This is a genomic window from Pseudomonas sp. S3_B11 (assembly GCF_054667715.1).
The window spans coordinates 4,945,390-4,967,978 of the sequence record NZ_CP162749.1; the positions used below are offsets into that span (position 1 = coordinate 4,945,390).

Sequence of the window (22,589 nt, forward strand, 5' to 3'; positions counted from 1 at the left end):
CGAGGTCGGTGGCCGGAAAGCCAGGCGCGACCTCGTCCCCAAGGCAAGGAAGACGCTCGTCATCCTCCACCCAGAAAGCAATATCAAAATAGTGGCGCGATACTAGATAGCCATTATTCCGGCGTCAATTAAATATTGCTGAAAAATTCAGGTATGCCCAAACCCAGGGGTGCCCCTTACTTTTGGATATTTCCTACACCCTTGTCCCAACCGCTAGTCTTCGGAAAAACCTTCGTCACGCCCCAAGGGATTTCATGGACAGAACCACTTTAAAACCCCTCTTGCTCGCATTCGCGTTGATCAGCGCAGCGCCATTGGCCCAAGCCGCCACCACCCTGGTCTACTGCTCCGAAGCCAGCCCCGCCGGATTCGACCCCAGCCAATACACCAGCGGCACCGACTTCGACGCCTCGGCCGAAACCGTCTTCAACCGCCTCACCCAATTCAAGCGCGGCGGCACCGAGGTCGAACCCGGATTAGCCACAAGCTGGAACGTGTCGCCCGATGGCCTGGCCTACACCTTCCACCTGCGCGACGGCGTGAAATTCCACACCACCGACACCTTCACCCCCACCCGCGACTTCAACGCCGACGACGTGCTGTTCACCTTCCAGCGCCTACTCGACCCACAACACCCGTTCCGCCAGGCCTACCCCACCGAATCGCCGTACTTCACCGACATGGGCCTGAACACCACGATCAAAAGCGTCGAGAAAGTCGATGAGCACACCGTGCGTTTCAACCTGAACAACGTCGACGCCGCCTTCGTGCAAAACCTGGCGATGAGTTTCGCCTCCGTGCAGTCAGCCGAATACGCGGCTCAGTTGTTGAAGGAAGGCAAGGCCGGCGACCTTAACCAAAAGCCCGTCGGCACCGGGCCGTTCGTGTTCAAGCGCTACCAGAAGGACTCGCAGATCCGCTACACCGCCAACACCGCGTACTGGAAACCCGAGGACGTGAAGCTCGACAACCTGATTTTCTCCATCACCCCGGACGCCGCCGTGCGCCTGCAAAAACTCAAGCGCGGTGAATGCCAGGTCAGTGGCTACCCACGCCCGGCCGACATCGAGGTGATCGAACAGGATCCGAACCTGCAAGTGCTCAAGCAGCCGGGTTTCAACCTGGGTTTCCTGGCCTACAACGTGACGCACCCGCCCCTGGACCAGCTCAAGGTCCGCCAGGCGCTGGACATGGCCATCGACAAGCCGGCGATTATCAAGGCCGTGTACCAGAGCGCCGGGCAGCTGGCGCAGAACGCCTTGCCACCGGCCCAGTGGTCGTTCGACCCGAGCATCCAGGACGCGCCCCACGACGTGACCAAGGCCAAGGCGCTACTCAAGGAAGCCGGGGTTGCGCCCGGTACCACCCTCGATTTATGGGCGATGACGGTGCAGCGCGCGTCCAACCCCAATGCGCGAATGTCTGCACAGATGATCCAGCAGGATTGGGCCAAGATCGGCATCAAGGCCAACATCGTCAGCTATGAATGGGGCGAGTACATCAAGCGTGCAAAAAATGGCGAACATGATGCAATGATCTACGGCTGGACCGGTGACAACGGCGACCCCGACAACTGGCTGGGGGTGCTGTATAGCTGCGCGGCAGTCAAGGGCAGCAACTACGCCAAGTGGTGCGACCCGGCGTATGACCGCTTGATCCAGCAGGCCAAGGTCTCGACAGACCGCCAGAAACGGATCGATTTGTATCAACAAGCGCAGAAAATCCTCAAGCAACAGGTCCCGATCACCCCGATCGCCAACTCCACGGTATTTCAGCCGATAAACAGGCAGGTGGTGGATTTCAAACTCAGCCCATTCGGCCTCACACCCTTCTACGGCGTGGGTTTGAAGAAGTAACACCTGCCCATTTCCGGTGCGCTACAGCCCTGCGGCGCACCGGGAAAGGGCGCGATTTGCCCCGAAAAAACACGCGCAAACGATCAAATGCGCCGGAAGTTACACAGATGCGACATTAAGGTACGTTCGTGCCACTGTTTCGGACTTGTGACCGCTCTGGATCTTGCATTGGGTATGGGGCCTGCATAAGTATCCGCAGGACGACTCACGAGGTCGCCCTCAAATCCAAAAATGACAACAAATCATGAGGCCAACATGCTTAAACAAGCGGTCATTCCGTTTTTAGTCGGCGCAAGCTTATTAGCCAGCGCACCTTTCGCCCAAGCCGCGACTAACCTGGTGTTCTGCTCCGAAGGGAGCCCGGCCGGTTTTGACCCGGGTCAGTACACCACCGGAACCGACTTCGACGCCTCTGCAGAGACCATGTTCAACCGCCTGACCCAGTTCGAACGCGGCGGCACCGCTGTGATTCCTGGCCTGGCGACCAAGTGGGACATTTCCGAGGACGGCCTGACCTACACCTTCCACCTGCGTGAAGGCGTCAAGTTCCATACCACCCCGTACTTCAAGCCGACCCGTGAATTCAACGCCGACGACGTGCTGTTCACCTTCAATCGGATGATCAACAAGGACGACCCGTTCCGTAAGGCCTACCCGACCGAATTCCCGTACTTCACCGACATGGGGATGGACACCAACATCACCAAGATCGATAAAGTCGACGACCACACCGTCAAGTTCACCCTCAAGGATGTCGACGCCGCGTTCATCCAGAACATGGCCATGAGCTTCGCCTCGATCCAGTCCGCCGAATACGCCGCCCAGTTGCTCAAGGAAGGCAAGGCCCCCGACATCAACCAGAAGCCGGTCGGCACCGGCCCGTTCGTGTTCAAGAGCTACCAGAAAGACTCCAACATCCGCTACACCGGGAACAAGGACTACTGGAAGCCTGACGACGTGAAGATCGACAACCTGATCTTCGCCATCACCACCGACCCGTCGGTGCGCATGCAGAAACTCAAGAAAAACGAATGCCAGATCACCCTCTTCCCACGCCCGGCCGACCTCAAGGCCCTGAAGGAAGACAAGACACTGAAGATGCCTGACCAGGCGGGTTTCAACCTGGGCTACATCGCCTATAACGTGATGGACAAGATCAAGGGCAGCAACGAGCCGAACGTGCTCGCCAACCTGAAAGTCCGCCAGGCGCTGGACATGGCGGTCAACAAGCCGCAGATCATCGACTCGGTCTACCAGGGCGCCGGCCAACTGGCGGTCAACGCCATGCCACCGACCCAATGGTCCTACGACACCACCATCAAGGACGCCAAGTACGACCCTGAGAAAGCCAAGGAGCTGCTCAAGGAAGCCGGCGTCAAGGAAGGCACCAACATCACCCTGTGGGCGATGCCGGTCCAGCGTCCGTACAACCCGAACGCCAAGCTGATGGCTGAAATGCTGCAGTCCGACTGGAAGAAGATCGGCCTGAACGTCAACATCGTCAGCTACGAATGGGGCGAGTACATCAAGCGTTCCAAAGGCGGCGAGAACCAGGCGATGATCATCGGCTGGAGCGGTGACAACGGTGACCCGGACAACTGGCTCAACGTGCTGTTCGGCTGCGACTCGCTGGCCGGCAACAACTTCTCCAAATGGTGCGACAAGAAATTCGACGGCCTGGTCAAGGAAGCCAAGCGCACCACCGACCAGTCCAAACGCACCGAACTGTACAAACAGGCACAACACGTCCTCAAGGATGCTGTGCCAATGACACCCATCGCTCACTCGACGGTGTATCAACCCATGCGCGCCAACGTGCAGGACTTCAAGATCAGCCCCTTTGGCTTGAACTCCTTCTACGGCGTCAGCGTCAGCAAATAAAGACAGGCAACGGCGGCGTTCTCAACGTCGCCGTTGCTTTATCTGCCGAGACTAAGACCCAGGAAAACGCCTACATCCAAAAGCACTGCGTACCACAGCAGTTGGTTTAGGACGTATCGCCTTTTCCCACAAGTCTTTCAGGTATTACGCATTTACCGCCCGGCCTACGGCTCATACCGTCGGCACTTGGACGATTTGCCAGCCCTGCGGCATCGCTACGCATTGGAATGAGCTCAGTGCCCCGGACCTGTCCCCGGAAGGACACCGGTTCACTGTTAAAACACCCCGAACGAGAGAGGGAGCGTCATGCGCCATACCTTGGTTTTATCCGCATTGCTGGGCACCGGCCTGTTGGCCGCGACATCCGCAGCCCAGGCCGCCGCCGGCAGCCTGGTGTTCTGTTCCGAAGGCAGCCCCGCCGGTTTCGACACCGCGCAATACACCACGGCCACCGACAACGATGCCGCCGAGCCGCTGTACAACCGCCTGGCCGAGTTCGAAAAAGGCGCGACCAACGTCGTCCCGGGCCTGGCGACCAGCTGGGATATTTCCGAAGACGGCTTGAAGTACACCTTCCACCTGCGCGAAGGCGTGAAATTTCACACCACCGACTACTTCACGCCAACCCGAGATTTCAACGCCGACGACGTGTTGTTCACCTTCAACCGCATGCTCGACCCGCAGCATCCGTTCCGCAAGGCCTACCCCACCGAGTTCCCCTACTTCAACGGCATGAGCCTGAACAAGAACATCGCCAAGGTAGAAGCGACCGGGCCACTGACCGTGGTCATGACCCTCAACAGCGTGGACGCCGCGTTCATCCAGAACATCGCCATGAGCTTCGCCGCGATCCTGTCGGCCGAATACGCCGACCAGTTGCTCAAGAGCGGCAAACCGAGCGACATCAACCAGAAGCCGATCGGCACCGGGCCGTTCGAGTTCAAGAGCTACCAGAAAGACTCCAACATCCGCTACGTCGCCAACAAGCAGTACTGGGCGCCGGAACGGGTGAAACTGAACAACCTGATCTTCTCCATCAACACCGACGCCTCGGTGCGGGTGCAGAAGCTCAAGGCCAACGAATGCCAGATCACCCTGCATCCACGTCCCGCCGACGTGCCGGCCTTGAAGAACGACCCCAAGCTGCAACTGATCGAAAAACCGGGCTTCAACCTGGGCTACATCGCCTATAACACCCGCCACAAGCCGTTCGACCAGGTCGAAGTGCGCCAGGCGCTGGACATGGCGGTGAACAAGCAAGGCATTCTCAATGCCGTGTACCAGGGCGCGGGGCAACTGGCGCAGAACGCCATGCCGCCAACGCAGTGGTCCTACGACGACACCATCAAGGACGCTCCCTACAACCCGGAAAAAGCCAAGGAATTGCTCAAGGCCGCCGGCGTCAAGGAAGGCACCGAAATCACCCTCTGGGCCATGCCCGTGCAACGCCCGTACAACCCCAACGCCAAGCTGATGGCCGAGATGCTCCAGGCCGACTGGGCGAAGATCGGCCTGAAGGTGAAGATCGTCAGCTACGAATGGGGCGAGTACATCAAGCGCACCAAGAACGGCGAGCACGACATCAGCCTGATCGGTTGGACCGGTGACAACGGGGATCCGGACAACTGGCTGGGCACGCTGTACAGCTGCGATGCCATTGGTGGCAACAACTACTCCATGTGGTGTGACCAGGACTACGACAAGCTGATCAAGCAGGCCAAGGTCGTCACCGACCGCGACCAGCGCACCGTGCTCTACAAACAGGCCCAGCAGTTGCTCAAACAGCAAGTGCCGATCACCCCTGTTGCCCACTCGACGGTCAACCAGCCGCTGAGTGCCAAAGTCGAAGGGTTCAAAGTCAGCCCCTTCGGTCGCAATGTCTTTTCGGGCGTCAGCCTGAACCCATAACCGTTAGCCACACAGCGCGGGCTTCCTTTGGAAGCCCCACGCCGACGTCTTGCCGTAATTCGCCAATCAGGCACCCAGCAAACGTTTGCCAGCTGTGAATGAGTTGTAAACCGATAGCCGAATCACCCAAAAAGATCGGCATAAAAAAGAAAGAAAGGAGCGTTACCGATGAAACTGAGCAGCACCGCGATACTGGCCTTGGCCATCAGCAGCATTAGCGCAACGGCGTTTGCAGAATCCCAAAGCCAGGCGGTCACCCCGGTGACCCTCAAGACCACTAGCGAGCAAAGCGAAGCCAAAGGTTTCATCGAAGGCCAATCGGTGACGGGGTCCACCCGTAACTGGTACGCCAATGAGCAATTCAAGCGTGGTGCCAAACTGTCCTACCGTCAAAACGGTGAAACGCGTCAAACCGACCGCCGTATCAACTGGCTGCAGGGCACTATCATCAAGTACAACTCGGGTTTCACTGAGGGCACGGTAGGCTTCAGCACCGAGGTAGCCGCCTACAATGCCATCGCCCTGGAGCGAGACCGAAAGAACCTCGCATCCGGGAATGGCGGAGCTCCAATTCCAGGTGTTGGCGGCCGAGGCAACAACCGCACCCTGACTGAGAATGGCGGCGACGCTCAGGACCAATGGAGCAAATTGGGTCTGGCAAACGTTAAGGCCCGTATTTCTAACACCACCCTCACCGCGGGACGGCAGAATTTCAGCAGCCCAATGGTCGATGTGATCGGCAACCGTGCTCTGCCCTCCAGCTTCCAAGGTGTGAGCCTGCATAGCGAAGAGCTGGAAAATCTGTCATTCGACCTGGCCACGTTCGATAGAAACTCCCCACGTACAGAGGAAAGCCAGCGTAAGTTCCGTGCAGAATATGCTGATCACCTTGTTGAAATCGATCACGTATACACCGCCGGCATCAGTTACCAACCTCTCGCCAGCCTGACCACCAGTCTGTGGGCAACTCAGGCCGAGGACATGTGGAACCAATACTACTTCGGCGCTAGCCATGTTTTGGGTGACAGCTCCGTGCTAAGCCTGACCACGGGTCTGAACTACTACAAAACCGTGGACGAAGGCAAAGCCGTCCTGGGTGACATTGACAACGACACCTACTCCCTATCGTTTGGCCTGACGCACCAAGCTCACAGCCTGACCTTCTCGTACCAGGAAGTGAACGGTAACGAGTACTTCGACTACCTGCACGAAACCAACGGCATCTACCTGGCCAACTCCCTGCTGTCGGACTTCAACGGCCCGAACGAAAAATCCTTCCAGATCGCCTACGGCCTGAACATGGCCGAATATGGTGTGCCGGGGCTGAAGTTCAACATCTACCAGGCGCGCGGCTGGGGCATCGACGGTACTCATTACAAAGGTGGCGAATATGCCAGCGTGCAGTCGATGGACGGTGAACACCATTACGAATACGGCATCGGCGCATCCTATGCCGTACAGAGCGGCCCACTGAAAGCCACCGCGATCCGTGCGACCTACACCGCACACCGCGCCAGCGAAAACCAGGCCGACGGCAGCCTCAACGAGTTCCGCCTGGTCACCACCATCCCGTTCAACATTCTCTAAACTGCCACCGGGCGGTCGACTCACAAGGTCGCCCGCCCGGTCTTTTGCCATTGACCCGATTGCAGAGGATTGACGATGAACATGATTCCCCTACGCGCCGCCATCGCCGCCGCATTGCTGAGCGTCGCCGTTGGCGCCACGGCCAAACCCTTGGTGGTTTGCACAGAAGCCAGTCCGGAAGGCTTCGACATGGTCCAGTACACGACTGCAGTCACCGCCGATGCCGTGGCGGAAACCATTTTCAATCGCCTGGCCGACTTCAAGCCCGGCACCACCGAGGTGATTCCGGCCCTGGCCGAATCCTGGGACATCAGTGACGATGGCCTGACGTACACCTTCCACCTGCGCAAGGGCGTCAAGTTCCACACCACCGACTACTTCAAGCCGACCCGCGACATGAACGCCGACGACGTGGTCTGGAGCTTCCAGCGCCAGCTGGACCCGAACCACCCGTGGCACAAACTGTCGAGCGTGGGCTTCCCCTACTTCGAAAGCATGGGCTTCAAGGAACTGCTCAAAAGCGTCGAGAAAGTCGACGAGCACACGGTCAAGTTCAGCCTGACCCGCCGCGAAGCGCCGTTCCTGGCCGACATCGCCATGGCCTTCTCCTCGATCTACCCGGCCGAATACGCCGACCAGTTGCTCAAGGCAGGCAAGGCCGGCGACCTCAACAGCAAGCCGGTCGGCACCGGGCCGTTCGTCTTCCAGCGCTACAACAAGGACGCCCAGGTTCGCTTCAAGGCCAACCCGGACTACTTCCGTGGCAAGCCACCGGCCGATGCGCTGGTACTGGCCATCGCCACCGACAACAACGTGCGCATGCAGAAGCTCAAGACCAACGAGTGCCAGATCGCGCTGTACCCCAAACCCGATGACATCCCCAGCATCAAGAAAGACCCGAACCTGAAGGTCACCGAGCTGGACGCGATGACCGTCTCCTACACCGCCCTGAATACCAGCCACAAATACATGAGCGACGTGCGGGTGCGCAAAGCCATCGACCTGGCCTTCGACAAGGAAGCCTACGTCAACGCGCTGTTCGGCAAGGGCAACGCCACCGTGGCGGTCAACCCGTACCCGCCGACCCTGCTGGGCTTCAACCACGATCTGAAAAACCCGACCCGCGACCTGGACAAAGCCCGCCAGTTGCTCAAGGAAGCCGGCGTGCCGGAAGGCACCGTGTTCACCCTGTTCACCCGCAACGGCGGCGGCCCGACCAACCCCAACCCGATGCTCGGCGCGCAGATGATGCAGGCGGACCTGGCGAAGGTCGGGATCAAGGTCGACATCCGCGTGATGGAATGGGGCGAAATGCTCAAGCGCGCGAAAAACGGCGAACACGACATGGTTTCCGCCGGATGGGCGGGCGACAACGGCGACCCGGATAACTTCCTGACGCCTATGCTCAGTTGCGAGGCAGCCAAGAACGGCGAAAACTACGCGCGCTGGTGCAGCGAGAAATTCCAGGCACTGATCGACCAGGCACGCGCCACCGTGAACCCCGAGGAGCGCGCCAAGCTCTATGAACAGGCCCAGGTGATTTTCAACCAGGACCAACCGTGGATCAGCATGGCCCACACCCGCATGTTCACCGCAATGCGCAACAACGTAGAGGGCTATGTGATTAGCCCGCTCACCACCAACAACTTCGCCACCACCCAGGTGAAGTAGATAAGAAGACGCCCGGCAACCCTAACCCAGGGATTGCCGGGCATGCCTAACCGGCTGATGAGGTACACCTGAAGATGTTTAGTTTTATTGCCCGCCGACTGGGATTACTGATCCCCACGTTCTTCGGCATCACCTTGCTGACCTTCGCGTTGATTCGCATGATCCCCGGCGACCCCGTGGAAGTGATGATGGGCGAACGTCGGGTCGATCCCGAAATGCATGCACAGGCAATGGAACGCCTTGGCCTCAACAAACCGCTGTATGCCCAGTACCTGGACTACATCGGCAAACTGGCCCACGGCGACCTCGGCGAATCGCTGCGTACCCGTGAAAGCGTATGGACCGAGTTCAGCTCACTGTTTCCCGCGACCCTGGAACTGTCCATGGCCGCCCTGTTGTTCGCCGGTATCCTGGGCCTGCTGGCCGGGGTGATCGCGGCACTCAAGCGAGGATCCCTGTTCGACCATGGGGTGATGGGCATCTCCCTGGCGGGGTATTCGATGCCGATCTTCTGGTGGGGCCTGATCCTGATCATGTTCTTCTCGGTGTCCCTGGGCTGGACGCCGGTGTCGGGACGGATCGACCTGCTCTACGACATCGAGCCGAAAACCGGCTTCATGCTGATCGACACGCTGCTGGCCGACGAGCCGGGCGCGTTCCTCGATGCCCTGCACCACCTGATCCTGCCGGCCATCGTGCTGGGCACCATTCCGCTGGCGGTGATCGCCCGCATGACCCGTTCTTCGATGCTCGAAGTGCTGCGTGAAGACTACATCCGCACCGCCCGCGCCAAGGGCCTGTCGCCGTCGCGCGTGGTGTTCGTGCATGGCCTGCGCAACGCGCTGATCCCGGTGCTGACCGTGGTCGGCCTGCAAGTCGGCACGCTGCTGGCCGGTGCGGTCCTGACCGAAACGATCTTCTCCTGGCCGGGCATCGGCAAGTGGCTGATCGAAGCCATCGGCGCCCGGGACTATCCCGTGGTGCAGAACGGCATCCTGTTAATCGCCTGCCTGGTGATTCTGGTCAACTTCGTCGTGGACATCCTCTACGGCTTTGCCAACCCACGCATCCGTCACCAGCGCTGAGATCAAAACCATGAGTACTCCAACTACCGCGGTAGCAGTCGATCAAAGCCTGCTGTACCCGTCCCCGTACAAAGAATTCTGGCAGGCGTTTTCCCGCAACAAGGGCGCCGTGGCCGGGCTGCTGTTCATGATCCTGGTGGTGTTCTGCGCGCTCTTCGCGCCGTGGGTCGCGCCCCACGACCCAAGCGAGCAATACCGCGACTTCCTGCTGACGCCACCGGCCTGGCTTGAAGGCGGGCAGATCCAGTTCCTGCTGGGCACCGACGAGCTGGGCCGCGATTTGCTGTCGCGCCTGATCCAGGGTTCGCGCCTGTCGCTGCTGATCGGTTTGTCGTCGGTGGTGATGTCGCTGATCCCAGGCATCCTGCTGGGGCTGTTCGCCGGCTTTTTCCCGCGCATCCTCGGCCCGACCATCATGCGCCTGATGGACATCATGCTCGCCCTGCCTTCGCTGCTGCTGGCCGTGGCGATCGTCGCCATCCTCGGCCCTGGCCTGATCAACACCGTGATCGCCATCGCCATCGTCTCGCTGCCGTCCTACGTGCGCCTGACCCGCGCCGCCGTGATGGGCGAACTGAACCGCGACTACGTGACCGCCGCCCGCCTGGCCGGTGCCGGCCTGCCGCGCCTGATGTTCATCACCGTGCTGCCCAACTGCATGGCACCGCTGATCGTCCAGGCGACGCTGAGCTTTTCCTCGGCCATCCTCGACGCCGCCGCCCTGGGCTTCCTCGGCCTCGGCGTGCAGCCGCCCACCCCGGAGTGGGGCACCATGCTGGCCTCGGCCCGCGACTACATCGAACGCGCCTGGTGGGTCGTGAGCCTGCCTGGCTTGACCATTTTGCTCAGCGTGCTGGCAATCAACCTGATGGGCGACGGGCTGCGCGATGCGCTGGACCCGAAACTCAAGAATGCCGCCTGAGGAGATTCCCATGTCACTGCTAGAAATCAAGAATCTCAACGTTCGCTTCGGCGACGCCACCGCTGTGCCGGTGGTCGACGGCCTCGACCTGAGCGTGGAAAAAGGCGAAGTCCTGGCCATCGTCGGCGAATCGGGCTCGGGTAAATCCGTGACCATGATGGCGCTGATGGGGCTGATCGAGCACCCCGGCATCGTCACCGCCGATGCGCTGAACTTCGATGGCAAGAACATGCTCAAGCTGAGCAACCGCCAGCGCCGGCAGATCGTCGGCAAGGACCTGGCGATGGTCTTCCAGGACCCGATGACCGCCCTCAACCCCAGCTACACCGTGGGTTTCCAGATCGAAGAAGTGCTGCGCCTGCACCTGAAAATGTCCGGTAAGGCCGCTCGCAAGCGCGCCATCGAATTGCTGGAAAAAGTTGAGATCCCCGGCGCCGCCAGCCGCATGGACGCCTACCCGCATCAACTATCCGGCGGCATGAGCCAGCGCGTGGCAATTGCCATGGCGATTGCCGGCGAGCCGAAACTGCTGATCGCCGATGAACCGACCACCGCCTTGGACGTGACCATCCAGGCACAGATCATGGACCTGCTGCTGGCCCTGCAAAAAGAGCAGGACATGGGCCTGGTGCTGATCACGCACGACCTGGCCGTGGTGGCTGAAACCGCCCAGCGCGTGTGCGTGATGTACGCCGGCCAGGCCGTAGAAGTGGGCCAAGTGCCGCAGTTGTTCGACATTCCGGCCCACCCCTACAGCGAAGCGCTGCTGGCGGCGATTCCCGAGCACAGCATGGGCGCCGAGCGCCTGGCGACCTTGCCCGGCATCGTGCCCGGTCGCTATGACCGTCCGCAAGGTTGCCTGCTGTCGCCGCGCTGTCCGTACGTGCAGGACAACTGCCGTCAACAACGCCCCGCCCTCGATCCGAAATCCAACAGCCTCGCCCGCTGCTTCTACCCGTTGAACCAGGAGGTGGCGTGATGGCCGTCGTACTTACCGCCCGTGACCTGACCCGTCATTACGAAGTGTCCCGTGGCATGTTCAAGGGCCATGCGACCGTGCGCGCCCTCAACGGTGTGTCATTCGAACTGGAAGCCGGCAAGACCCTGGCCGTGGTGGGTGAATCCGGTTGCGGCAAATCCACCCTCGCCCGGGCCCTGACGCTGATCGAAGAACCGTCCTCCGGCTCCTTGAAAATCGCTGGCCAGGAAGTGACCGGCGCCAACAAGGCCGAACGCAAGCAATTGCGCAAAGACGTGCAGATGGTCTTCCAGAGCCCTTATGCGTCACTCAATCCACGGCAGAAGATCGGTGATCAACTGGCCGAGCCGTTGCTCATCAACACCAACCTGTCGGCCACCGAGCGGCGGGAGAAAGTCCAGGCGATGATGAAGCAGGTGGGCTTGCGCCCCGAGCATTACCAGCGCTACCCGCACATGTTCTCCGGCGGCCAGCGCCAACGCATCGCCCTGGCCCGCGCCATGATGCTGCAACCCAAGGTGCTGGTGGCGGACGAACCGACGTCGGCGCTGGACGTGTCGATCCAGGCCCAGGTGCTGAACCTGTTCATGGACCTGCAGCAGGAATTCAACACCGCCTACGTGTTCATTTCCCACAACCTGGCGGTGGTGCAGCACGTGGCTGACGACGTGATGGTGATGTACCTCGGTCGCCCGGTGGAAATGGGCCCCAACGAGTCCATCTACAGCCGCCCGCTGCACCCGTACACCCAGGCGCTGCTGTCGGCCACCCCGACCATCCACCCGGACCCGAACAAGCCGAAGATCAAGATCGTCGGCGAACTGCCCAACCCGCTCAACCCACCATCCGGCTGCGCCTTCCACAAGCGCTGCCCGTACGCCACCGAGCGCTGTAAGACCGAAGAACCGGCGTTGCGGCCGCTCGATAACCGCCTGGTGGCGTGTCACTACGCCGAGCAGTTCCTCGATGGCGCGGCATGAGCAAGGCCTGATCATCCACAGGTTCAACCCATGCACTGGGTAATGCATCAGGCATGAAAAACCCCTCCAGTCCCGACTGAGTATCAGTTGGGCTGGAGGGGTTTTCTTTAGGTTAGAGACCTACGTCTGGCTATCACCCTCTTCATTTTCATCTTCGTCACCGTCCGGCGTATCGATTGGCGCGCCATCATCGTCCTCGCCATTATCCGGATCACCGGCATCCGAATCGGACGCAGCAAACATCAACTCACCCTGCGCCACCGAGCCACTCGATGCGTGCTGCTCGTGCTCATCGCATTCCGCCCAAGCGGCGGTGGAGCCCAGGGACAGCATCACCAAGACCTTCAGCAAAAACATCATGCGTAGCAGCTTGTTCATAGCCAATTCCTTCTTTTCCGGATAAAGCCGGGACCTGACGGCGCTCAAGAAAATCTAGTTCTGAACAGGCCGGTTCACCAGATAGGACGCTCCAGAACAGACAGAAATGCCATAGCCCGACAGATTGGTTTCGAATAAGCGTTATCTCCAAACCTACTAACGCCAGGAACCTATGTGGGAGCGGGCTTGCCCGTGAAGAGGCCGGTACATCCAACATCAATGCAAGCTGACCCACCGCTATCGCGAGCAAGCTTTGCTCCCACAGAGGGAACTGTGCCGAACACAAGTTTCTTGCCCATTGAAGATCCAGTGTGGGAGCGGGCTTGCCCGCGAAGAGGCCGGTACATCCAACATCCAGGCAAGCTGACCCACCACTATCGCGAGCAAGCTTTGCTCCCACAGAGGGAACTGTGCCGAGCACAAGTTTCTTGCCCACTGAAGATCCAGTGTGGGAGCAAGGCTTGCCCGCGAAGAGGCCGGCACATCCAACATCCAGGCAAGCTGACCCACCGCTATCGCGAGCAAGCTTTGCTCCCACAGAGGAAACTGTGCCAAACACAAGTTTCTTGTCCACTGAAGATCCAGTGTGGGAGCGGGCTTGCCCGCGAAGAGGCCGGTACATCCAACATCAATGCAAGCTGACCCACCGCTATCGCGAGCAAGCTCGCTCCCACAGAGGGATCTGTGCCGAACACAAGTTTCTTGTCCACTGAAGATCCAGTGTGGGAGCAAGGCTTGCCCGCGAAGAGGCCGGCACATCCAATATCCAGGCAAGCCGACCCACCGCTATCGCGAGCAAGCTTTGCTCCCACAGAGGAAACTGTGCCAAACATAAATTTCTTGCCCACTGAAGATCCAGTGTGGGAGCGGGCTTGCCCGCGAAGAGGCCGGTACATCCAATATCCAGGCAAGCCGACCCACCGCCATCGCGAGCAAGCTTTGCTCCCACAGAGGAAACTGTGCCAAACACAAGTTTCTTGTCCACTGAAGATCCAGTGTGGGAGCAAGGCTTGCCCGCGAAGAGGCCGGCACATCCAACATCCAGGCAAGCTGACCCACCGCTATCGCGAGCAAGCTTTGCTCCCACAGAGGGAACTGTGCCGAGCACAAGTTTCTTGTCCACTGAAGATCCAGTGTGGGAGCAAGGCTCGCCCGCGAAGAGGCCGGCATATCCAACATCAATTCCAGCTGACACGCCGCTATCGCGAGCAAGCTTTGCTCCCACAGAGGGAACTGTGCCGAACACAAGTTTCTTGTCCACTGAAGATCCAGTGTGGGAGCGGGCTTGCCCGCGAAGAGGCCGGTACATCCAACATCAATGCAAGCTGACCCACCGCTATCGCGAGCAAGCTTTGCTCCCACAGAGGAAACTGTGCCGAACACAAGTTTCTTGTCCACTGAAGATCCAGTGTGGGAGCAAGGCTTGCCCGCGATGGCGGCGGTACATCCAACATCCGGGCAAGCTGACCCACCGCTATCGCGAGCAAGCTCGCTCCCACAGTGAATTATTCATGTTCAGGACACGGGACAAGCCATAAAAAACCCCGCAGCTTTCGCAACGGGGTTTCGGTTTCAACACTCAGCGCTTAGTGATGCTCACGCGTCGCGCGGAATTTCACGTCCGGCCAGCGCTCATCCATCAGTGCCAGGTTGACTCGGGTCGGGGCCAGGTAGGTCAGGTGACCGCCGCCGTCCAGCGCGAGGTTTTCCACGGCCTTGTTGGAGAATTCCTCGAGTTTCTTTTTGTCGCCGCATTCGATCCAACGAGCGGAGTACACGGTGATCGGCTCGTAGGAGCACTCGACCTTGTATTCCTCTTTCAAGCGGCTGGCGACGACGTCGAACTGCAGCACACCGACGGCACCGAGGATGATGTCATTGCTGCGGGTCGGGAAGAACACCTGGGTGGCGCCCTCTTCGGCCAGTTGCTGGAGACCCTGGCGCAGTTGCTTGGACTTGAGCGGATCCTTCAGGCGTACGCGGCGGAACAGTTCCGGGGCGAAGTGCGGGATGCCGGTGAAGCCCAGGGTTTCGCCTTCGGTGAAGGTGTCGCCGATCTGGATGGTGCCGTGGTTGTGCAGGCCGATGATGTCACCGGCGAAGGCCTCTTCCAGTTGCTCGCGTTCCGAGGAGAAGAACGTCAAGGCGTCGCCGATGCGCACGTCCTTGCCGGTGCGCACGTGGCGCATCTTCATGCCCTTTTCGTATTTGCCGGAGCAGATGCGCATGAAGGCGATACGGTCGCGGTGCTTGGGGTCCATGTTCGCCTGGATCTTGAACACGAAGCCGGAGAACTTCTCTTCCACCGGCTCCACGGTGCGCTCGTTGGCGACACGGGCCAGCGGGCGCGGGGCCCAATCGACCACGGCGTCGAGCACATGGTCCACACCGAAGTTGCCCAGGGCGGTACCGAAGAACACCGGGGTCAGTTGACCGTCGAGGAACTCCTGCTGATTGAACTCATGGCAGGCGCCCTGCACCAGTTCCAGTTGCTCGACGAAACGATCGTACTCGTCGCCCAGGTGCGCGCGCGCCTCGTCGGAGTCGAGCTTCTCGATGATCTTGACGTCGGTGCGCTCGTGCCCGTGACCGGCGGTGTAGACGATGATGTAGTCGTCGGCCAGGTGGTACACGCCCTTGAAGTCGCGGTAGCAACCGATCGGCCAGGTGATCGGCGCGGCCTTGATCTTCAGGACTGCTTCGATCTCGTCGAGCAGTTCGATCGGGTCGCGGATGTCGCGGTCGAGTTTGTTGATGAAGCTGACAATCGGCGTGTCCCGCAGACGGCAGACGTCCATCAGCGCGATGGTCCGTGGCTCGACGCCTTTACCGCCGTCGAGGACCATCAGCGCCGAGTCCACTGCCGTCAGGGTGCGGTAGGTGTCTTCGGAGAAGTCTTCGTGGCCCGGGGTGTCGAGCAGGTTGATCATGTGATCGCGATACGGGAACTGCATGACCGACGTGGTAATGGAAATACCCCGTTGCTTTTCCATTTCCATCCAGTCGGAGGTGGCATGGCGGTCGGATTTGCGAGATTTCACCGTGCCGGCGACCGCAATCGCCTTGCCCATCAGCAAGAGCTTCTCGGTGATGGTGGTCTTACCGGCATCGGGGTGGGAAATAATGGCGAAAGTGCGGCGTTTCGCGACTTCGGCGGCCTGGTTGGTCATGGGAAATCGCCTGGCAGGTGATTCAAAAAAGGGCGGCGATTATAGCTCAACTTGTGCCAGGAACCGAACCGTTGAGCACATCCAGGGTGGCCAGATCTTCCCCGGCATGGGAACCTTTAGCAGCGTGGAGGCGTCCACCACCCTGTTACGGCTATTCGTCAGGGTCTGAAAAATCAGCAAGTTAGCCTGACGAGGCTGCGCTCATGGCTCGATTTACCTGCCGTTTTACCGGCATGGAAAAGAGCTGCTTCTCGCGAACGTTTTCCCGGCAACCAGTGATGGTTTGCCGCCCGGGAAAGCGTGCGCCGACTGAAAGACAAAGGAGTCCGCCTGTGGCTATCCGCTATGGCAAAGGGCTTATCGGGGGGGCGGTCGTCGTCGCGCTCCTGGCCCTGTTGGTCCACTGGATCGGCATCGATACGATCCAACGCTACCACGACGATCTGCTGTTCTACCTGCAAGCGCACCTGCTGCTGGTACTGGCCTCCATGCTGGCGGCCCTGCTCGTGGGCATTCCCGCCGGCATCGCCCTCAGCCGCCCCGGCATGGTCGGGCGCGCCGAACGCTTCATGCAAGTGTTCAACATCGGCAACACCGTGCCGCCCCTGGCCGTGCTGGCCATCGCCCTGGGCATCCTGGGCATCGGTAGCGGTCCTGCCATCTTCGCTCTGTTCCTCGCCTCACTGTTGCCCATTGTGCGCAATACCTATGAAGGCCTGAAAAACGTCCAGGGCTCCCTCAAGGAAGCCGCCGTCGGCATCGGCATGACCCCGCGCCAGGTGCTGTGGAAAGTCGAGTTGCCCAACGCCGTGCCGATCATCGTCGGTGGCGTGCGCGTAGCACTGGCGATCAACGTCGGCACCGCGCCCCTGGCGTTCCTGATCGGCGCCAACAGTCTCGGCAGCCTGATCTTCCCCGGCATCGCCTTGAACAACCAGCCGCAGCTGTTGCTCGGCGCGGCCTGCACCGCCCTGCTGGCGCTGCTGCTCGACGGCCTGGTGACAATGGCCAGCCGCCTCTGGCTGGAACGCGGTCTGCGACCGTCATAAGCCGGCTGGATAAAGGAAATCGTTTATGAAGAAGTTGAGCTTGATACTGGGCTGCGTCCTGCTGTTCGCAGGATTCGCCCAAGCCGCTGAAAAACCGTTGATCCGCCTTGGCGCCCGAGTGTTCACCGAACAGACGCTGCTGGCGGAAATCACCGCGCAATACCTGCGCAGCAAGGGCTACGACGCGCAGATCACCGGCGGCCTGGGCAGCAACCTGGCCCGCAGCGCCCATGAAACCGGGCAACTGGACATGCTCTGGGAATACACCGGCGTGTCGCTGGTGGCCTACAACCACGTCACGGAAAAACTCGACAGCGCCCAGTCCTACGCCCGGGTGAAAGAACTCGACGCGAAAAAAGGCCTGGTCTGGCTGACACCGTCGAAATTCAGCAACACCTACGCCCTGGCCCTGCCGGAAAAAATCGCCCGCCAGTACCCGCAGATCAACAGCATCAGCCAGTTGAACACGGTGCTGCAGGCCGAAGCCGATGACAATCATCTGGTGGCCCTGGACACCGAGTTCGCCAACCGCTCCGACGGCCTGGCGGGCATGGTCGAGCAGTACGGCATGAACCTGACCCGCAAGAACATCCGGCAGATGGACGCGGGGCTGGTCTACACCGCCCTGCGCAACGGCCAGGTGTTCGCCGGTCTGGTGTACACCACCGACGGCCGGTTGAACGCGTTCAAGCTGAAGTTGCTGGAAGACGACAAGCATTACTTCCCCGACTACACCGCCGCACCAGTGGTGCGCCAGGCATACCTCGACGCGCACCCGCAACTGGCCGCGCAGCTCAAGCCCCTGGCCGAGCTGTTCGACGACGCGACCATGCGCCAGCTCAACGCCCGCGTGGACGTCAACCATGAAAGCCCTTCCACCGTTGCCGCTGATTTCCTGCGCCAGCATTCGCTGCTCTCAACCCAATGACCTGGAGGAAAAGCCATGGATTTTCTTGACGCCTTTTCCCATCTGGACTGGCCGCTGGTACTGCACCTGACCTGGCAGCACATCACCCTGGTGGGCATCGCCGTGACCCTGGCCATTGTCGTCGGTGTGCCGCTGGGCATCTTCATGACCCGCTTCCCGACGCTCGCCGGCCCATTGCAGGCCAGCGCCACGGTGCTGCTGACGATTCCGTCGATTGCGCTGTTCGGCCTGCTGTTGCCGTTCTACTCCAAGTTCGGCCAAGGCCTGGGCCCAATGCCAGCGATCACCGCAGTGTTTCTCTATTCGCTGTTGCCGATCATGCGCAACACCTACCTGGCCTTGACCGGCGTCGAACCGGGCATCCGTGAGGCCGCCCGTGGCATCGGCATGACCTTCGGCCAGCGCCTGCGCATGGTCGAACTGCCCATCGCCGTGCCGGTGATCCTGGCCGGCGTGCGCACCGCCGTGGTCATGAACATCGGCGTCATGACCATCGCCGCCACCATCGGCGCCGGTGGCCTGGGCGTGCTCATCCTCGCTTCCATCAGCCGCAGCGACATGTCGATGCTGATCGTCGGCGCCGTGCTGGTCAGTCTCCTGGCCATCTTCGCCGACCTGCTTCTGCAATGGCTGCAACGCTCGCTGACCCCAAAAGGATTACTGAAATGATCGAACTTCAAAACCTCAGCAAAACCTTCAAGAGCAACGGCAAGGATGTGAAAGCCGTGGACTCGGTGAACCTGACCGTCAACGAAGGCGAGATCTGCGTATTCCTCGGGCCGTCGGGCTGTGGCAAAAGCACCACGCTGAAGATGATCAATCGCCTGATCCCGCCCACCTCCGGCAAGGTGTTGATCAACGGTGAAGACACCACCGGCCTGGACGAAGTGACCCTGCGCCGCAACATCGGCTATGTGATCCAGCAGATCGGCCTGTTCCCGAACATGACCATCGAGGAAAACATCACCGTGGTCCCGCGCCTGCTCGGCTGGGACAAGCAGAAATGCCACGACCGCGCCCGCGAGCTGATGAGCATGATCAAGCTCGAACCCAAGCAATACCTGCATCGCTACCCCCGTGAACTGTCCGGCGGCCAGCAGCAACGGATCGGCGTGATCCGGGCCCTGGCGGCCGATGCGCCGCTGCTGCTGATGGACGAACCCTTCGGCGCGGTGGACCCGATCAACCGCGAGATGATCCAGAATGAGTTCTTCGAGATGCAGCGGGCGTTGAACAAGACCGTGATCATGGTCAGCCACGACATCGACGAAGCGATCAAGCTGGGGGACAAGATTGCGATCTTCCGCGCTGGCAAGCTGGTCCAGTTCGATCACCCGGACACACTGCTGGCCCATCCGGCCGACGAGTTCGTCAGCAGCTTCGTCGGCCAGGACAGCACGCTCAAGCGCCTGTTGCTGGTCAAGGCCGAAGACGCGGCGGACAACGCCCCGTCGGTCAGCCCCGAGACGCCAGTGGGTGAGGCACTGGAGTTGATGGACGAACATGACCGTCGCTACGTGGTGGTCACCTGTGCCGAGAACAAGGCCCTGGGGTATGTGCGCCGTCGCGACCTGTACCGCCAGACCGGCACCTGCGGACAATACCTGCGCGAATTCAACGCCACTGCCGCGTATGACGAACACCTGCGGATCCTGCTGTCGCGCATGTACGAGTTCAACCGCTCGTGGCTGCCGGTGATGGATGCCGAGCGGGTGTTCCTCGGGGAAGTGACCCAGGAATCGATTGCCGAGTACCTGAGCTCCGGACGCTCTCGCGGGGGCAAGACCAGCATTGTCTCGCCGGCCGAGACTGCGTTGGCCTGATCGAGCACAGCAGCCTTTGACTGATCGTTCCCACGCTCTGCGTGGGAACGCCTCCACGGACGCTCCGCGTTCGGCTCTGGGGACGCGGAGCGTCCCGGGCTGCATGCCCACGCAGAGCGTGGGAACGATCATCAGCCGCCTTGAAAAACCAATCCAAGGGAACATCAATCTGTCACGCAGGTCGGTTACATCATGAGCTGTCGCGGGCCGCACGACGGATGTGTGCAAAAACGCGACATTTTTAGTTGATCTCAGGCCCCTCACGCCCTAAAGTTCGCGCCGAACGTCCATGCTGGAAACGATCCATCCGGCTCAAGTACTGACGACGAGACAGCAAGGCCAAGGGAATCACGCATCCCGTGGCCTTTTTGCTTTCGGCGACATGCCTTGGGAAGTAGGCGAACCAAAGTGGGGATACGGAGGACGTTCACGAGGGCTGCTTGCCCTCACACCCATTGATCCTGATGTTTGCCAGTAGGAGTCCCAAGTATGTCGATCCAGGTCGAAGATTATTTCGCGCGCGAAACCTTCCAGAAAATGAAAGCGTTCGCCGACAAGCAGGAAACCCCGTTCGTGGTGATCGACACCGCGATGATCTCCCAGGCCTATGACGACCTGCGCGCCGGTTTCGAGTTCGCCAAGGTCTACTACGCCGTCAAGGCCAACCCGGCGGTGGAAATCATCGACCTGCTCAAGGATAAAGGCTCGAACTTCGACATCGCCTCGATCTATGAGCTGGACAAGGTCATGAGCCGTGGCGTCGGCCCGGACCGGATCAGCTACGGCAACACCATCAAGAAATCCCGCGACATTCGCTACTTCTACGAGAAGGGCGTGCGCTTGTATGCCACCGACTCCGAAGCCGACCTGCGCAACATCGCCAAGGCCGCGCCGGGCTCGAAAGTCTATGTACGGATCCTCACCGAAGGCTCGACCACCGCTGACTGGCCGTTGTCGCGCAAGTTCGGCTGCCAGACCGACATGGCCATGGACCTGCTGATCCTGGCCCGCGACCTGGGCCTGGTGCCGTACGGCATTTCGTTCCACGTCGGCTCGCAACAGCGCGACATCAGCGTCTGGGACGCGGCGATCGCCAAGGTCAAGGTGATCTTCGAGCGTCTGAAGGAAGAAGACGGCATCGTCCTGAAGCTGATCAACATGGGTGGTGGCTTCCCGGCCAACTACATCACCCGCACCAATAGCCTGGAAACATACGCCGAGGAAATCATCCGTTTCCTCAAGGAAGACTTCGGCGACGACCTGCCGGAAATCATCCTGGAGCCGGGCCGTTCGTTGATCGCCAACGCGGGTATCCTGGTCAGCGAAGTGGTGCTGGTGGCGCGCAAGTCCCGTACCGCCGTCGAGCGTTGGGTGTACACGGATGTGGGCAAGTTCTCCGGCCTGATCGAAACCATGGACGAAGCCATCAAGTTTCCGATCTGGACCGAGAAGAAAGGCGAGATGGAAGAAGTGGTCATCGCCGGTCCTACCTGTGACAGCGCCGACATCATGTATGAGAACTACAAGTACGGGTTGCCGTTGAACCTGGCTATTGGGGATCGTCTGTATTGGCTGTCGACCGGGGCCTATACCACTAGCTATAGCGCGGTGGAATTCAATGGCTTTCCGCCGCTGAAATCGTTTTACGTGTGATGTGTTTGGGGCTTGAACCCTATAGTTCTCGCCCTGTCGCGTAAGGTTGTTCAGTTAAAAACGGTGCTTCTTTCAGAAATGGGAAGCACCGTTTTTTTTGGATGGGTTGGTGTGTATATCCGTTGCTGCGGTAACGGCCGCAGGCGGTTCCGCTCTTACAGCGGCTCACTTTTGAGAAGCGCAAAAGTAAGCAAAACGCTGTATGCCCCACCACTCGGCACCTCGCCTAGGCTCGGTGTGCCTGAACGAAGGCATTGCTCCGTGGGCCGCCGCGAAGGGCCATCCATGGCCGGCTAACCCGGCATCCATGCCGGGTTGCCCACTCCACAACGCCTCCGTTCAGCCAGCGTGGTTAACGGGGCGCCGAGATCAACGTCCACCACGAGGCGGCCTAACAGCCGACCTGGCTCTCGATGAGACCGCGTTTCCCCTGTGGGAGCGAGCTTGCTCGCGAAAGCGGTGTTCCAGTCAATGAAGATATTGGATGTGCCGACCCCTTCGCGAGCAAGCTCGCTCCCACTGGGGGGCTCTGGATGCACACAAATATTGTGTCTACTGAAGATCCAATGTGGGAGCGAGCTTGCTCGCGATAGCGGTGTCCCAGTCGATGAAGATGTTGGATGTGCCGGCCTCTTCGCGAGCAAGCTCGCTCCCACAGGATTTCGTCGTCGGCGGCGGGCAAAAGGCCCGCTCATGCAAATGATCAGGCCTTTTGAGTG

The 22,589-nt window shown here is 60.3% G+C and carries 16 protein-coding genes; 14 read left to right on the forward strand and 2 right to left on the reverse strand.

Going from position 1 to position 22,589, the window contains the following annotated elements; genetic code table 11:
* The first annotated feature begins 254 nt into the window (after positions 1-254).
* The 9 genes from AB4O22_RS22360 to AB4O22_RS22400 all read left to right on the forward strand — a co-directional run bounded on the left by AB4O22_RS22360 (position 255) and on the right by AB4O22_RS22400 (position 12,869).
* Positions 255-1,856 (forward strand): ABC transporter substrate-binding protein, encoded by a 1,602-nt coding sequence (locus AB4O22_RS22360; protein ID WP_460097191.1) that lies wholly within the window; start codon positions 255-257, stop codon positions 1,854-1,856.
* A gap of 255 nt (positions 1,857-2,111) precedes the next feature.
* A complete protein-coding gene (locus tag AB4O22_RS22365; protein WP_123423127.1) occupies positions 2,112-3,737 on the forward strand; it encodes an ABC transporter substrate-binding protein in 1,626 nt (541 codons plus the stop codon).
* Between the two features lie 306 nt (positions 3,738-4,043).
* Entirely contained in the window at positions 4,044-5,645 is a 1,602-nt protein-coding gene (locus tag AB4O22_RS22370; RefSeq protein ID WP_123423128.1) for an ABC transporter substrate-binding protein, read from the forward strand.
* A gap of 168 nt (positions 5,646-5,813) precedes the next feature.
* A complete protein-coding gene (locus AB4O22_RS22375) occupies positions 5,814-7,232 on the forward strand; it encodes an OprD family porin (protein WP_038856860.1) in 1,419 nt (472 codons plus the stop codon).
* Positions 7,233-7,307: 75 nt separating this feature from the next.
* Positions 7,308-8,903 (forward strand): ABC transporter substrate-binding protein, encoded by a 1,596-nt coding sequence (locus AB4O22_RS22380; protein ID WP_038856858.1) that lies wholly within the window; start codon positions 7,308-7,310, stop codon positions 8,901-8,903.
* Between the two features lie 74 nt (positions 8,904-8,977).
* Complete coding sequence (locus tag AB4O22_RS22385; protein WP_014336601.1) at positions 8,978-9,988, forward strand: ABC transporter permease subunit; 1,011 nt, start codon at positions 8,978-8,980, stop codon at positions 9,986-9,988.
* A gap of 10 nt (positions 9,989-9,998) precedes the next feature.
* Complete coding sequence (locus AB4O22_RS22390; RefSeq protein ID WP_038856857.1) at positions 9,999-10,910, forward strand: ABC transporter permease subunit; 912 nt, start codon at positions 9,999-10,001, stop codon at positions 10,908-10,910.
* Positions 10,911-10,920: 10 nt separating this feature from the next.
* Entirely contained in the window at positions 10,921-11,889 is a 969-nt protein-coding gene (locus AB4O22_RS22395; protein ID WP_014336599.1) for an ABC transporter ATP-binding protein, read from the forward strand.
* Positions 11,889-12,869, forward strand: a complete 981-nt coding sequence (locus tag AB4O22_RS22400) for a peptide ABC transporter ATP-binding protein (RefSeq protein WP_253471598.1) — start codon at positions 11,889-11,891, stop codon at positions 12,867-12,869. Before AB4O22_RS22395 ends, AB4O22_RS22400 begins: the two co-directional genes overlap by 1 nt.
* A 120-nt stretch (positions 12,870-12,989) precedes the next feature.
* On the opposite strand, the gene AB4O22_RS22405 is transcribed toward AB4O22_RS22400, so the two are convergent.
* Together AB4O22_RS22405 and AB4O22_RS22410 are read right to left on the reverse strand one after the other, a co-directional pair.
* Complete coding sequence (locus tag AB4O22_RS22405; protein WP_069971166.1) at positions 12,990-13,247, reverse strand: hypothetical protein; 258 nt, start codon at positions 13,245-13,247, stop codon at positions 12,990-12,992.
* Positions 13,248-14,833: 1,586 nt separating this feature from the next.
* The gene (locus AB4O22_RS22410; RefSeq protein ID WP_223472584.1) at positions 14,834-16,417 is read right to left on the reverse strand and encodes a peptide chain release factor 3; all 1,584 of its coding nucleotides are present in this window, start codon (positions 16,415-16,417) and stop codon (positions 14,834-14,836) included.
* Positions 16,418-16,749: 332 nt separating this feature from the next.
* Between AB4O22_RS22410 and AB4O22_RS22415 the strand changes: the two genes are divergently transcribed.
* The 5 genes from AB4O22_RS22415 to AB4O22_RS22435 all read left to right on the forward strand — a co-directional run bounded on the left by AB4O22_RS22415 (position 16,750) and on the right by AB4O22_RS22435 (position 21,870).
* The gene (locus AB4O22_RS22415) at positions 16,750-17,466 is read left to right on the forward strand and encodes an ABC transporter permease (protein WP_003197761.1); all 717 of its coding nucleotides are present in this window, start codon (positions 16,750-16,752) and stop codon (positions 17,464-17,466) included.
* Between the two features lie 25 nt (positions 17,467-17,491).
* Positions 17,492-18,394: a glycine betaine ABC transporter substrate-binding protein gene (locus tag AB4O22_RS22420; protein WP_018611334.1), complete on the forward strand. Its 903-nt coding sequence runs from the start codon at positions 17,492-17,494 to the stop codon at positions 18,392-18,394.
* Between the two features lie 15 nt (positions 18,395-18,409).
* The gene (locus AB4O22_RS22425) at positions 18,410-19,063 is read left to right on the forward strand and encodes an ABC transporter permease (RefSeq protein WP_024616353.1); all 654 of its coding nucleotides are present in this window, start codon (positions 18,410-18,412) and stop codon (positions 19,061-19,063) included.
* Positions 19,060-20,217: an osmoprotectant ABC transporter ATP-binding protein OsmV gene (locus AB4O22_RS22430; RefSeq protein WP_003197755.1), complete on the forward strand. Its 1,158-nt coding sequence runs from the start codon at positions 19,060-19,062 to the stop codon at positions 20,215-20,217. The genes AB4O22_RS22425 and AB4O22_RS22430 overlap by 4 nt, the downstream gene beginning before the upstream one ends.
* 489 nt (positions 20,218-20,706) lie before the next feature.
* Complete coding sequence (locus tag AB4O22_RS22435; RefSeq protein ID WP_003197753.1) at positions 20,707-21,870, forward strand: type III PLP-dependent enzyme; 1,164 nt, start codon at positions 20,707-20,709, stop codon at positions 21,868-21,870.
* Positions 21,871-22,589 lie beyond the last annotated feature (719 nt).

Bases quoted from the DNA above. Each gene is read 5' to 3' on its own strand.
- AB4O22_RS22360 (WP_460097191.1), top strand. From the start codon at position 255: ATGGACAGAACCACTTTAAAACCCCTCTTGCTCGCATTCGCGTTGATC.
- AB4O22_RS22365 (WP_123423127.1), top strand. From the start codon at position 2,112: ATGCTTAAACAAGCGGTCATTCCGTTTTTAGTCGGCGCAAGCTTATTA.
- AB4O22_RS22370 (WP_123423128.1), top strand. From the start codon at position 4,044: ATGCGCCATACCTTGGTTTTATCCGCATTGCTGGGCACCGGCCTGTTG.
- AB4O22_RS22375 (WP_038856860.1), top strand. From the start codon at position 5,814: ATGAAACTGAGCAGCACCGCGATACTGGCCTTGGCCATCAGCAGCATT.
- AB4O22_RS22380 (WP_038856858.1), top strand. From the start codon at position 7,308: ATGAACATGATTCCCCTACGCGCCGCCATCGCCGCCGCATTGCTGAGC.
- AB4O22_RS22385 (WP_014336601.1), top strand. From the start codon at position 8,978: ATGTTTAGTTTTATTGCCCGCCGACTGGGATTACTGATCCCCACGTTC.
- AB4O22_RS22390 (WP_038856857.1), top strand. From the start codon at position 9,999: ATGAGTACTCCAACTACCGCGGTAGCAGTCGATCAAAGCCTGCTGTAC.
- AB4O22_RS22395 (WP_014336599.1), top strand. From the start codon at position 10,921: ATGTCACTGCTAGAAATCAAGAATCTCAACGTTCGCTTCGGCGACGCC.
- AB4O22_RS22400 (WP_253471598.1), top strand. From the start codon at position 11,889: ATGGCCGTCGTACTTACCGCCCGTGACCTGACCCGTCATTACGAAGTG.
- AB4O22_RS22405 (WP_069971166.1), bottom strand. From the start codon at position 13,247: ATGAACAAGCTGCTACGCATGATGTTTTTGCTGAAGGTCTTGGTGATG.
- AB4O22_RS22410 (WP_223472584.1), bottom strand. From the start codon at position 16,417: ATGACCAACCAGGCCGCCGAAGTCGCGAAACGCCGCACTTTCGCCATT.
- AB4O22_RS22420 (WP_018611334.1), top strand. From the start codon at position 17,492: ATGAAGAAGTTGAGCTTGATACTGGGCTGCGTCCTGCTGTTCGCAGGA.
- AB4O22_RS22425 (WP_024616353.1), top strand. From the start codon at position 18,410: ATGGATTTTCTTGACGCCTTTTCCCATCTGGACTGGCCGCTGGTACTG.
- AB4O22_RS22430 (WP_003197755.1), top strand. From the start codon at position 19,060: ATGATCGAACTTCAAAACCTCAGCAAAACCTTCAAGAGCAACGGCAAG.
- AB4O22_RS22435 (WP_003197753.1), top strand. From the start codon at position 20,707: ATGTCGATCCAGGTCGAAGATTATTTCGCGCGCGAAACCTTCCAGAAA.